Below are 12,545 nucleotides of genomic sequence, written 5' to 3' on the forward strand. Positions count from 1 at the left end.
TAACTTTTGGAATATTGTTATGTCTGAACTGACCGCCGCCGCCGCCCTTAAGCTGGTGGGAGAAATCTTTGTTTATCATATGCCTTATAACCGTGCCTTAGGGCTGGAGCTGGAGCGCTACGAAAAAGAGTTTGCTCAGATCAGCTTTAATAACCAGCCGATGATGGTTGGCAACTGGGCGCAAAGCATTTTACACGGCGGCGTTATCGCCTCCGCGCTGGACGTTGCCGCGGGGCTGGTCTGTGTAGGTAGTACGCTGACTCGTCATGACACGATCAATGAAGAAGAGCTGCGCCAACGTCTGTCGCGGATGGGAACCATCGATCTGCGCGTTGATTACTTGCGCCCGGGCCGAGGGGAACGCTTCACCGCCACCAGCAGCCTGCTGCGTGCTGGTAACAAAGTCGCGGTGGCCCGCGTCGAGCTACATAACGAAGAGCAGGTTTATATCGCCAGCGCCACGGCGACGTATATGGTGGGTTGATTAGCCTAAATCGAGTAACATCACTCTCTTTGGCAATGGATTTGTACCGATGGATGCGAAACAAACGCGGGTAGGGGTTCTTCTGGCCCTGGCCGCCTATTTTATCTGGGGTATCGCGCCTGCGTACTTCAAGCTTATCTACTATGTTCCCGCCGATGAAATTCTGACTCACCGCGTGATCTGGTCCTTCTTTTTCATGGTGGCGCTGGTCAGCATCAGCCGCCAGTGGCCGCAGGTCAAAAGGCTGCTTAAAACACCGAAAAAGGTCTTCCTGCTGGCACTGTCGGCAGTGCTGATCGGCGGCAACTGGCTGCTGTTTATCTGGTCGGTCAACAACCATCATATGCTGGAAGCCAGCCTCGGTTATTTTATTAACCCGCTGGTGAACATCGTGCTGGGGATGATCTTCCTCGGGGAGCGCTTTCGCCGGATGCAGTGGCTGGCGGTGCTGCTGGCCGCCTGCGGTGTGCTGGTGCAGCTCTGGACTTTCGGCTCGCTGCCGATTATTGCGCTGGGCCTGGCGTTCAGCTTCGCCTTCTACGGCCTGGTGCGTAAGAAGATCGCCGTTGATGCGCAAACCGGGATGCTGTTCGAAACCCTGTGGCTGCTGCCGGTCGCCGCTATCTATCTGTTTGGCATTGCCGATAGCCCAACCAGCCATATGGGTCAGAACCCATGGTCGCTGAACCTGCTGTTAATCGCGGCGGGCGTAGTGACCACAATCCCGCTGCTGTGCTTTACCGGTGCGGCGACGCGTCTGCGCCTCTCCACGCTGGGCTTTTTCCAGTATATCGGCCCGACGCTGATGTTCCTGCTGGCGGTGACGTTCTACGGCGAGGTGCCGGGGGCGGATAAGATGGTGACTTTCGCGTTTATCTGGGTGGCACTGGCGATTTTCGTGATGGATGCGATTTACACCATACGCAGAACGCGTAAGGCATAACGAAAAAAGGAGCCGAAGCTCCTTTTTTTACAGCCAGTTTTTGCGCTTAAAGTACAGATACGGAGCCAGACCGGCGAGCATCATAAAGACAATCGCGCCGGGGTAACCGAAACTCCAGTGCAGCTCGGGCATAAATTCGAAGTTCATCCCATAGCTGGAAGCCACCAGCGTCGGCGGCAGGAACACCACGGAAACCACCGAGAAGATCTTGATGATGCGGTTCTGCTCGATATTGATAAAGCCCATCGCCGCCTGCATCAGGAAGTTAACTTTCTGGAACAGTGATTCGTTGTGCGGCAGCAGGGATTCGATATCGCGCAGGATCTCACGCGCCTGCTCCAGCTGGCCCGCCGGTAAACGCGCCTTACGCACGAGGAAGTTCAGCGCGCGCTGGGTATCCATCAGGCACAGGCGAACTTTCCAGCCGATATCTTCCTGTTCCGCCAGCGTAGAGAGCGCCTCATCGTAATCATCGCCCTGACGGCCTTCCATAATCACCCGGCTGAGTTTTTCCAGGTCGCTGTAGATGTTTTCAATTTCATCCGCCAGCTGTTCGATTTTGGTTTCGAACAGGTCAAGCAGCAGCTCGTAGGCATTACCATCAACCATCGACTGGTTGCGAACGCGCATACGATACAGGCGGAAAGCGGGCAGCTCCCGCTCGCGCAGGGTGAACAGACGCCCTTCGCGGATAGTAAACGCCACGGTCGAGTTACCGGCGTGATCCTCTGCATCTTCAAAAAAGAAAAATGAGTGGATGTGTAAACCGTCTTCATCTTCAAAGAAACGCGCTGACGCTTCGATGTCTTCCAGCTCCGGACGCGTTGCCAGGTTCTGGCCCAATTCCGTTTGCACGCGGCTTCGTTCTTCATCGTCAGGCTCGACCAGATCGACCCACACCGAACTGGCGAGGTGCTTGATCTCATCTGCTTCCAGACGCGTTAAACGATTATTTTCCAGTTGAAATGCGCTCAGCATGACCGGGACTCCCAATGCAAAAAAATTATCGGACAGTTCGGTGGGCACACAGAAACAATTTGGGTTTCAGACCATAAAGCCTGACTCAGAGCGACGGGAATAGAACGGGTCGCCGACAACCGCTAAGGCTATCAGCATAAGAGGATAGCCTTAGGAGTTGTTCCTGATGGACAGGAAGTTGAGCCAGCATCTACTGGGTGTGTCCAAGGCGAATGTCCTCTTAGCGTAATCGTGCGCGCATGTTACGCCAGCGCCAAAACGGCGTCAACACGCAACGGAACGCTAAAGAGCAAATCAAGCGCCTTAACGTACAAAGGTAGCAGAATATTACAAAATAATGATATTTTTCTTAATGTTACACTGTTTCCAGCCGGGCATAGGCAGCAACCAGCCACTTGATCCCCTGCCCCTGAAACGCGACCTGAAGACGACTGTGTTCGCCGCTGCCTTCGAGGTTCACGATGGTACCTTCGCCAAACTTAGCATGGCGCACGCGCTGGCCCAGCTTATATCCAGTGTCGTTTTCCGCCATCGGGGTGCCCATGCGCTGATGACTCACCGGGCGACTGACCGTCGCGCGCAGCCGCACCTCTTCCACGCACGCTTCCGGCAGTTCGCCGATAAAGCGTGACGGACGATGATAAACCTCTTTGCCATACAGGCGGCGGGTTTCGGCATAGGTCAGAGTCAGTTTTTGCATCGCACGCGTCACGCCAACGTAGGCCAGGCGGCGTTCCTCTTCCAGGCGTCCGCCCTCATCGAGCGCCATCTGGCTCGGGAACATCCCCTCTTCCACGCCGACGATAAACACCTGCGGGAACTCCAGCCCTTTCGCCGAGTGCAGGGTCATCAGCTGTACCGCGTCCTGCCAGGTGTCCGCCTGCCCTTCGCCCGCTTCCAGCGCGGCGTGGGAAAGGAACGCCTGTAGCGGCATCAGGTCTTCATCTTCTTCGTTGTAGCTGAACTGGCGCGTTGCCGTCACCAGTTCCTCTAAGTTTTCGATACGCGTCTGGCCTTTCTCGCCCTTCTCCTGCTCGTACATCGTGCGCAGGCCGGAATCCTTGATGACCCGGTCAGTCTGCACGTGCAGCGGCATATCGGCGGTTTCCTGCGCCAGAGCGTCAATCAGCTCCATAAAGCGCTGTAAGGCGCTGGCGGCACGACCGGCGAGAACTTTATCTTTAAGCAGCTCGCGACAGGCCTGCCACAGCGTCAGCTGGCGGTCGCGCGAGGTCTGACGCACCACATCCAGGGTACGATCGCCGATACCGCGCGTTGGGGTATTCACCACGCGTTCAAACGCCGCGTCGTCATTACGGTTGGCAATCAGGCGCAGGTAGGAGAGCGCATCTTTGATCTCCTGGCGTTCGAAGAATCGCATACCGCCATAGATACGGTACGGCATGCTGGCCTGTAGCAGCGCCTCTTCCAGCACGCGCGACTGGGCGTTGCTGCGATACAAAATCGCGCACTGCGCCAGCTGACCACCGTTTTCCTGCCAGGTTTTGATGCGGTTGACGACAAAGCGCGCCTCATCAAGATCGTTAAACGCACAGTAGAGCGAAATCGGCTCACCGTCGGCACCGTCGGTCCACAGCTTTTTGCCCAGACGCCCGCTATTGTTCTCAATCAGGGCGTTCGCCGCGCTGAGGATATTGCTGGTCGAACGATAGTTCTGCTCCAGGCGGATAGTTTCAGCGCCCGGGAAGTCGTTGAGGAAGCGCTGGATGTTTTCCACCTGCGCACCGCGCCAGCCGTAAATGGACTGGTCGTCATCGCCGACGATCATCACCTTGCCGGTATCGCCCGCCAGCAGGCGGATCCACGCATACTGAATGTTGTTGGTATCCTGGAATTCGTCCACCAGGATATTGGTAAAGCGCTCGCGGTAGTGCTGGAGAATATGCGGTTTGTTGAGCCACAGCTCATGAGCGCGCAGCAACAGCTCGGCAAAATCTACCAGCCCGGCACGATCGCAGGCTTCCTGATAGGCCTGATAAACCTTCTGCCAGGTCTGCTCAACCGGATTACCGTAACTCTGAATATGATGCGGGCGCAGCCCTTCGTCTTTCTGACCGTTGATGTACCACATCGCCTGACGCGGCGGCCACTGCTTCTCATCAAGATTCATCGCCTTAATCAGGCGTTTAAGCAGGCGCAGCTGGTCTTCGCTATCGAGGATCTGGAAATCCTGCGGCAGGTTAGCATCAAGGTGATGAGCGCGCAGCAGGCGGTGCGCCAGCCCGTGGAAGGTGCCGACCCACATGCCGCCCTGGGTGGTGCCCATTAGTTGGCCGATACGGTGGCGCATTTCCGCCGCCGCTTTGTTGGTAAAGGTCACCGCCATAATGGAGTAAGGCGAACAGTTCTCAACGCTCAGCAGCCAGGCGATGCGGTGTACCAGCACGCGCGTCTTACCGCTGCCCGCCCCGGCCAACACCAGCATGTTAGTACGTGTTGCCGCAACGGCTTCACGCTGTTTGTCATTGAGGCTGTCGAGCAGGTAAGAAACGTCCATTGGCACCGCCGGAAATGAGACGCCCGGCAACGTTCAGTTCACCGGGCTACTGTTAATTTATACAGAACTACTGACGATTATATCAGCGAGGTCAGAGATGCCAACCGTGAAATTTCAATGTGCGGCAGCAGGCGGCTGTCGGCGGTGTGCATCAGGTCTGCGCCCTGCGGTTTGATCCAACAAGCCTGCATGCCGCAGCGAATCGAGCCTGCCACATCGGTCGTTAAGTCATCACCGACGTGAAGAATTTCCCCCAGAGGAAGCGTCAGCCGTTCTGCCGCAAGATGATACATATCGGCAAAGGGTTTAGAGCGCCCATCCGGGCCCGCGCGCAGCACGAAGCGGAAGTAGTCGCTCAGGCCGAAGAGTTCCGGCTGGGCGTTACCGTTGGTAATCGCCACCAGCGGCCACTTTTCAGCGAGTTTCGCCAGCGTATCATGCGTCTCTTGCGGGATGTCGATCAGGCTGCGCCAGTAGGCAAAGCTAGCCATCGCCTCGTCGGCACCGGTTTTCGCCAGCGCCGCAGAAAGCCCGGCGTTGATCATCCCCAGCTCCAGCGCGCGACGCCGCCATTCGGTCACATCGTGGTAAATCTCCGGCTCTGTCGCTAGCAGGGTCTGGCGCAGTTGGTGCAGTTCGCTGGCGTCAAATTGGCTTAAAGAAGGATGGTAGCTGCGCACAAAGCTCAGCGACTCATGCATCGTCCGATCAATCACCGGGCGGTTGTCATAAAGGGTGTCGTCCAGGTCAAACGTCAGCGCTGAAATCTGGCCCAGAGGTCGGTAAAAACGCATTATTTCCCCCGTTTGGCGCGCGGATGCGCCGCATCATACACCGAGGCAAGGTGTTGAAAATCAAGATGGGTATAGATTTGAGTGGTAGAGAGGTTGGCATGGCCCAGCAGCTCCTGCACCCCGCGCAGATCGCCGCTCGACTCCAGCATATGGGTGGCAAAGGAGTGGCGCAGCTTATGCGGATGCACGTGGCTGTTGAGACCTTGCTTAATGCCCCATTCGGCAAAGCGCTTTTGCACGTTACGCGCGGAAATTCGCTTACCCAGTTTGGATAAGAACAGCGCGTCGTCATCGGTACCGAACAGGCCGCGCAGGTCGAGCCAGTGCTCAATCCACACCACCGCGTTGCGGCCAATCGGCAGGCGGCGCTCTTTGCTGCCTTTGCCCATTACCCACACCTCGCCTGACTCCAGGTCAAGGTGCTTAATGTCGAGATTCACCAGCTCCGAAAGACGCAGCCCTGCACCGTACATCACTTCCAGCATCGCCCGATCGCGCACTGCCAGCGGATCGTTAAGATCGATATCCAGCAGTCGGTTAACGTCGTCGACATCGATATTTTTCGGCAAATGGCGTGGCGCTTTCGGCGCGGAGATGCCCTTCGCCGGATTGGCCGTCAGTTCACCCTGGCTCACCAGCCAGTCAAAAAAGCTGCGTAAGGCAGAAAGCCGCAGCGCCAGGCTGGCAGGCCCCAGCCCCAGACGGCGGCTGCGCACCGCAAGACCCCGAACCTGGGCAGCATCGCACTGCTGCCAGCTTTTAAGCCCAGTATTTTCCGCCAGCGCGATAAGCGCATCCAGCTGACGCCGGTAGTTCAGCAGCGTAATCGGGCTCAGCTGACGCTCCACGCCGAGATAACGTAAGAAGCGCTCTACGGAGGCAAACAGAGGAGAATCGGTCATGCGCGTTCAATCCAACGCGCCAGCAATCCGGGGAGCATTGAAGCAATCTCCTGCAACAGCTGCGTTCCCTGACCTTGCTGATAGTGCTGGGGATCGCGACTGCTGAAGAACATGACGCCGGGAGCATCATCGCCGCCGAGCAGCGACATTGCGACCGAACCGATGGCTTTCGCTTCCGGCAGCGCGACCAGCAGTTCAGGGCCGTTCAACGGACCAAGATAATGGCGTTGCTGCCCAAGACGCTGAATACGGATAGGTTCAAACGCCTGGCGACTCAGCGCCAGATGAGTGAATTTGGATGGTGCACCAAGCCGCCAGCAATCCGGAAACAGACGCACCGTCGCGCCCGCCAGCCCCAGCTCACGCGCCCAGCGATGAAAGCGGTTTAGCATATCATCAAGGCTCTCGGCCGCAGCCAGCCGCGTTTGCAGGTGAAACAGGCGCTGAAACAGGCTTTCGTTCGCCGTCGCCTGCTCCATCAGCAGCGTCATATTCTCTTCCAGAACGTTGATATGATTCCGCGCCCGCGCCATGTGCCACTCCACCAGCGAGACCGAACCACGCACCGGATGCGGAACAGACATGTGCTCCACCAGAGCCGCATTACGAATAAAGAATTCAGGATGTTGCAACAGATAGTCCACCACTGCGCGGTCATTCAGCGTGCCGATGATTTCCTGCTGTTCTTCCCCGACTTGTTTCATAAATGAATAAATCCGTCATAGACATGTGCCGCCGGGCCAGTCATATACAACGGTTGGCCCGGGCCTTTCCAGGCGATATCAAGACGCCCGCCGGGTAATTCCACGCGAACCTCCTCACCCAGTAATCCCTGCTGGATACCCACTGCCGCCGCCGCACAGGCACCGCTTCCGCAGGCTTGAGTTTCACCCGCGCCGCGTTCATACACGCGCAGACGGATATGGGAACGGCTGACCACCTGCATAAAACCGATGTTCGCCCGTTCCGGGAAGCGTTCGTGGTTTTCCATCACCGGGCCGAGCGATTCCACCAGCGCGGTTTCCACGTCATCGACCTGAATAACGCAGTGCGGGTTACCCATCGACACCACGCCGCACAATACTGTCTGTTCAGCAGCGCGCATAATATAGGTCTTTTCCGCTTTGTTGGCGCGGAACGGCACCTGCGATGGCTCGAAGTTCGGCTCACCCATATTCACGCGCACCAGGTCGTCTTCCGTTACGCTTAATACCATACGACCGTTTGACGTGCTCACGCGGATGTCACGTTTATTGGTCAGGCCTTTCAGGCGTACAAAGCGGGCGAAACAGCGCGCACCGTTGCCGCACTGCGCCACCTCGCTACCGTCAGCGTTGAAGATACGATAATGGAAATCGAGTTCCGGATCGTAAGGCGGTTCAACAACCAACAGTTGATCGAAACCCACGCCAAGGTGCCGATCCGCCAGGCGGCGAATCAGATCCGGTGAGAAAAAAACATTCTGCGTTACCGCGTCAACGACCATAAAGTCGTTGCCAAGGCCATGCATTTTAGAAAACTGCATTATCTACTCCAGTTGCGCGGAACAGAACGTTAGTAATTTACCTGGGTCGGGCCGCCGCTATCACCGCGATCGTTACGATCCGGCGTAGAGCTCTGGATACCGCTATCAACCGGTTTGGTCGGCGGGGGTGCCGTTTTTTCCGCTGGCGGGAAATAAAGCGGACCTTTCAGGCCACAGCCGGTGAGGCTGAGGACCGCTAATAAAACGGCAAGCGTTGGGAAAACATTTTTCATGGATAGTTGCCCGTGATTCATTCTTTCTGCTTTCTATCATCGCAGGAGAAGACGTAAACGCAAGCATTTAGGGCAGCTTTTTGACTGCTCCCCGCCGTAAACAGCGAGGATTCCTACTTCACAGAGCCGAACCTAAGCCGCGTGACGCGATTCAGGATTTACCTGCTCTCCGTGGGCTAACGCTGCCAGCCCGGCAGCTTTGATATTACGCGCCGCGTTAATGTCGCGATCATGGTCTGCGCCGCATTCCGGGCAGGACCATTTACGAACATCCAGAGGCATTTTTTGCATGGTGAAGCCGCAACAGCTACAGCGTTTTGAGGATGGGAAAAACGGGTCGATTGCGACCACCGAACGCCCGGCCCATTCGCCTTTGTACCGGAGCTGGCGCGTAAATTCACCCCAGCCTGCGTCTGCTATCGCTCTGGACAGCGACCGGTTGCGGAGCATGTTCTTCACCTTCAGGGATTCGATGCAAACTTAGGCGAGGTCTCCAGAAGGCTATTTGATGAAATCTGAAAAGTACACTTTCAACATCGCAGAAGCAGTATAGCCAGGGGAATTATGCTTTGCTGACGAGCAATTCCCTCTGCCCGCAGCCAGGATGGCATGATGTTCAGTAAAAGTCTGTTTGGCATTATTGCGTTAGCGCTCTTTTGGCCTCCCGCCTGGGCCGCCCAACCGGCAACGGTCATCATCGACGCAGGAAAGCTCGACCCCAATAGCCAGTATGTCAGTCGCCAGTTCGATATCAACGATGACGGTATCCAGGAAACGTTTAACTGCAACTACTCCACCACCACGCCGCCCGCCGCCTGCGGTAAAGACGATTGCGGCTATACCGCCAGCTCTTTGCCGGTTCTGACCTGCGATATCGCGGCTCATGATGGTAACACCATCGCGATTAGCTATATGTGTTCCAGAATCAGCACTCTGGGTAAGACACATCATGGCATGCACGATCTGCTCTGCAATTCAAATGTCGTTCTTCAGTGGAATGGTAGCGAGTATGTTGATTAACTGCCTCATCATGCGCAAACACGCGTTCTGGGCAGCGATTACGCTGCCTCTGCTCACTCCCGTTGCATGGGGATGCTCTCTGGGACTCGAGCCACATAATGCTTACCAGCGGCAGGAGAGCGGCGTGGTGTATAACCGCATTGACCCGTACGAGGAAAAAACACCCACTCTTATTGCCCGCCTGCCGGAAGTAAACTATCACCGCCTGCGCCGCCTGCCGGATCTGGCGAAAGCGCAGGATAAACAGTCGGAGTGGTCTTTCGAAGAACCATTAACCGATTTGGCTACCGATTTCATCTCTGAAGGGGAGAATGCAGACCAGCCCTACTTCTCATACCACTCTGATGGTCGCCATATCCTCTGGGCAGGCCATATTCTGCATAACCCCACTGGCGCACCGCCGGTCGATACCGCCACCTTTCGCGTCTTTGGCCGCTTCGCCGCCGATAAGCATAGTCTCTATTTTGATGGCGAACGTACCGAGGATAACCCCGGCGTAGAGATGACGACGCTAAGTTCGGTGAATTCGCCGTGGTCCGCCAACTTCAATGCCCCCGAACTTGCTACCGTTCTGCGCGACCGGCAGCATCTTTATCTACGAGGGCATCGCGCAAATAATCCCGGCAGCTTCACCGTCGTGGCGCAAAAACCCTGGGATCAGCGCGGTAAATTTTACGCAATCTATCCTTGTACGACCTCACCTTACGGCCCGTGGGATACCCTCGCCCGTACCGATACGCAGATGTTTATCAACGGTCGTCTCCTTGATGCCGATGCCGCATCGTTCGCCATTGTGCGCTGGATCCCCGGCAGCGTATTGATTTATCGCGATAAAAGCGGCGTTAAACGCCAGCCGTTGATGGAACCCAATACACTACCGCCAAAGCATGCGCTGGGCAGCAAGGACTGCTCCGCCAACTTCAATATGCTGGAAGACAGAGTGACGTGGCGTAAAGGGTGGCAAGGCGACGACTGCCAGATGGAGACCCTCCCCGGTCTCGACCCGGAGCAATTCCATCCGCTTAACCACAACGTTGCACAGTACCAGGACCGTCTTTACACGGTGAAAAAAACGGAGTTCGGTGAAAGGTACCTCGACGTTATTACGCTGGATGACCCAAATCTGACGATCGATGAACGATTTAACGCCGGTAAGCGTCACGGTTATCTGCTCAGCAATGATAGAAGACTCGAAATATTCGACAATGATGGAAAATTCGAAGTTTTCGAATCCTGCGGGCCGCTGGTGCTGCTTAACAACGGGTATGCCCGCGATGATCGCTACGTTTATGTCCACACCGGTACGCAACTTTATCGCTACGTCACGGCATGGCCACAGTATGCGCACGTCGAGGGCGGCCTGTTAGTGACTCTTGAGGGGACATATTACCGGGACGTTTTCGAACCCAGAGACAAATTGCATAAAGAGAAAACACCAACCGGGGCGCTACCGGGCCTCGACCCGGCGCAATCTCACGCCATTACGGAGAACGTCACACAATATCAGGATCGTCTCTACGTAAATAAACTCACATTTTTTGGCGAAAAGGTGCAGGAAATCATCTCCATGGATACATCAATACCTAAGATCGCTGACCGACTTATTGCTAGTCAAAACCATGGCTATTTTATCCGCAACGATGGCGTGCAGGTCTTTGCAACTGCCGGAGCGCTACATCTCAACGATGACAGGACAGCTTATGACGATCGTTATGTATATACCTGGAGCGGCAATCAGCTTTACCGTCGCGCCAGCCGTTGCCCGGCTCATTCATATTTTACAAGAGAACACTCAGATATAAATTCAGTTGAGCTAACTCTTGTACAAGCGTGCCAGGGATAATGATGAAAAAACCATGCATGGCGTTTACCGCCTTTTTGTCGCTGGCAATACCGCTGGCTCACGCAGCAGAATTTCACTACCAGCAGCAGGGTGAAGAGACGCTGTATACCGCCCAAAGTGAACCGCCGGAGATTATTTCCCGCCTTACCAGCGTCGACTTTGCCCATTTGCAGCGCATTGCTGATTTAGCGCTGCCGAAAGAAACGAGACCGCTGAACAATATCAATACCGATACCTCTTCCTGTAGCACAACTCTCAGCGGCATCCCGGCGATCTGCGATTATCACCACGCCTGGCTGAGCGATGGCCAACAAATCCTGTGGGCGGGTAAAAAAGTGGCTGGCGCGGACGTTGCCAGCTTTCGCGCCTTCGGCAAATTCGCCGCTGATAAAAATAGCCTCTATTTCGACGGCCAGCGTACCGATGATAATCGCGGCGAAAAACAGGTCGACATGGCAACGCTCGTCGTCACCAAAGTCGAGAATATGCTCAAGGACAAACGCAATCTTTACTACCAGGGACGCTGGCTGGGCCGCGCAGACGGCTTCGATATTCTGGGCTGGAAAAGCTGGGCCAGCGATGGTTCGCGCGAGGCAAACCCGCTACGGACCCGCTGGGGCGTGGATTTTATCGTACTGACCGCGCAGCAGGTTATCGTGAACGGCGTCGCCATTGCCGCCGCTCCCGCTTCTTTCAAGGTGGTACGCTGGCTGCCGGGAGCATTGCTGATTTATCGCGATAAAAACGGCGAGCACCACTACGTCATCGACAACGAAGAGCAGGATTGCAGCCAGAATTTCGATATTCAGTCGCGACAGGTGACGTGGCGCAAGCGCACGGCCACCAATCGCGGCAACTGCCAGGTTGAGACGCTGCCCGGCGTCGATCCTGAACAGTTTTACCGCATAAACACCACGATGGCCTCGTCGCCGGGATGGTTATATCAGATGAAATCAACCGCCGCTGAGGACAAGCAACTTAGCGTTATGGCGCTGGACGATCCGCATATGACGCTAAGTGAACGCACCAACGGTGGAAAAAATCACGGTTACTTTATCGGTAGGTACGAGATGCTGGTGGTGAAGACCCACGGCAGGCTGGCGACAATGGGTAAGAAGGAACCGCGCTATGGCTATATCTTCTCCCATGATGACCGCTATATTTACGCCTTCGAACCCGACGATATGCTGTATCGCTATCGTATGACGCTCCCCGCCAGCGCGGATATCTATAACTCCGCCACGCGCAAAAAAAATGGATGCCGTTGAAGAGCTATACGATCCGCAGGAAAAAACATGGACGCCG

General features: G+C 55.9%; 13 protein-coding genes and 1 pseudogene. 5 read left to right on the plus strand and 9 right to left on the minus strand.

Annotated features, from left to right (window positions below):
* The first annotated feature begins 19 nt into the window (after positions 1-19).
* Together yigI and rarD are read left to right on the plus strand one after the other, a co-directional pair.
* A complete protein-coding gene (gene yigI / locus AC07P6_RS29160; RefSeq protein WP_181484139.1) occupies positions 20-484 on the plus strand; it encodes an acyl-CoA thioesterase YigI in 465 nt (154 codons plus the stop codon).
* Positions 485-533: 49 nt separating this feature from the next.
* Complete coding sequence (gene rarD, locus AC07P6_RS29165; RefSeq protein WP_304254994.1) at positions 534-1,427, plus strand: EamA family transporter RarD; 894 nt, start codon at positions 534-536, stop codon at positions 1,425-1,427.
* Positions 1,428-1,454: 27 nt separating this feature from the next.
* Here rarD and corA read toward each other — a convergent pair whose 3' ends face one another.
* From corA to AC07P6_RS29210, 9 genes and pseudogenes are all read right to left on the minus strand, one after another.
* On the minus strand, positions 1,455-2,405 hold the full coding sequence (gene corA / locus AC07P6_RS29170) for a magnesium/cobalt transporter CorA (protein WP_110276862.1): 951 nt from the start codon (positions 2,403-2,405) through the stop codon (positions 1,455-1,457).
* A gap of 150 nt (positions 2,406-2,555) precedes the next feature.
* Positions 2,556-2,612 carry a YsgD/CorL family protein gene (gene ysgD / locus AC07P6_RS29175; RefSeq protein ID WP_350494802.1) on the minus strand — a complete coding sequence of 19 codons (57 nt, stop codon included), beginning with the start codon at positions 2,610-2,612 and terminating at the stop codon, positions 2,556-2,558.
* A 148-nt stretch (positions 2,613-2,760) separates the two neighbouring features.
* Entirely contained in the window at positions 2,761-4,923 is a 2,163-nt protein-coding gene (gene uvrD / locus AC07P6_RS29180; RefSeq protein ID WP_181484142.1) for a DNA helicase II, read from the minus strand.
* 77 nt (positions 4,924-5,000) lie between these two features.
* Positions 5,001-5,717: a 5-amino-6-(5-phospho-D-ribitylamino)uracil phosphatase YigB gene (gene yigB / locus AC07P6_RS29185; protein ID WP_478315266.1), complete on the minus strand. Its 717-nt coding sequence runs from the start codon at positions 5,715-5,717 to the stop codon at positions 5,001-5,003.
* On the minus strand, positions 5,717-6,619 hold the full coding sequence (gene xerC, locus AC07P6_RS29190) for a tyrosine recombinase XerC (protein WP_182235561.1): 903 nt from the start codon (positions 6,617-6,619) through the stop codon (positions 5,717-5,719). Before xerC ends, yigB begins: the two co-directional genes overlap by 1 nt.
* Positions 6,616-7,323, minus strand: coding sequence for a DUF484 domain-containing protein (locus AC07P6_RS29195; RefSeq protein WP_181484145.1), 708 nt, complete (start codon positions 7,321-7,323; stop codon positions 6,616-6,618). The genes xerC and AC07P6_RS29195 overlap by 4 nt, the downstream gene beginning before the upstream one ends.
* Positions 7,320-8,144: a diaminopimelate epimerase gene (gene dapF / locus AC07P6_RS29200; RefSeq protein WP_112216144.1), complete on the minus strand. Its 825-nt coding sequence runs from the start codon at positions 8,142-8,144 to the stop codon at positions 7,320-7,322. Before dapF ends, AC07P6_RS29195 begins: the two co-directional genes overlap by 4 nt.
* Positions 8,145-8,173: 29 nt before the next feature.
* Positions 8,174-8,377 (minus strand): LPS translocon maturation chaperone LptM, encoded by a 204-nt coding sequence (gene lptM, locus AC07P6_RS29205; protein WP_110276916.1) that lies wholly within the window; start codon positions 8,375-8,377, stop codon positions 8,174-8,176.
* Between the two features lie 132 nt (positions 8,378-8,509).
* Positions 8,510-8,857 (minus strand): annotated as a pseudogene (locus tag AC07P6_RS29210) (RNA-guided endonuclease InsQ/TnpB family protein); the annotation flags it as partial.
* A gap of 129 nt (positions 8,858-8,986) precedes the next feature.
* Here AC07P6_RS29210 and AC07P6_RS29215 point away from each other — a divergent pair.
* The 3 genes from AC07P6_RS29215 to AC07P6_RS29225 are packed head-to-tail and all read left to right on the plus strand — an operon-like array spanning position 8,987 to position 12,508.
* Complete coding sequence (locus tag AC07P6_RS29215; RefSeq protein ID WP_478315267.1) at positions 8,987-9,397, plus strand: hypothetical protein; 411 nt, start codon at positions 8,987-8,989, stop codon at positions 9,395-9,397.
* A complete protein-coding gene (locus AC07P6_RS29220) occupies positions 9,387-11,240 on the plus strand; it encodes a hypothetical protein (RefSeq protein ID WP_478315269.1) in 1,854 nt (617 codons plus the stop codon). The genes AC07P6_RS29215 and AC07P6_RS29220 overlap by 11 nt, the downstream gene beginning before the upstream one ends.
* Positions 11,241-11,242: 2 nt before the next feature.
* Positions 11,243-12,508 carry a DKNYY domain-containing protein gene (locus AC07P6_RS29225; protein WP_478315271.1) on the plus strand — a complete coding sequence of 422 codons (1,266 nt, stop codon included), beginning with the start codon at positions 11,243-11,245 and terminating at the stop codon, positions 12,506-12,508.
* The last annotated feature ends 37 nt before the right edge of the window (positions 12,509-12,545 follow it).

Source organism: Klebsiella sp. GFKo11 (assembly GCF_056490265.1).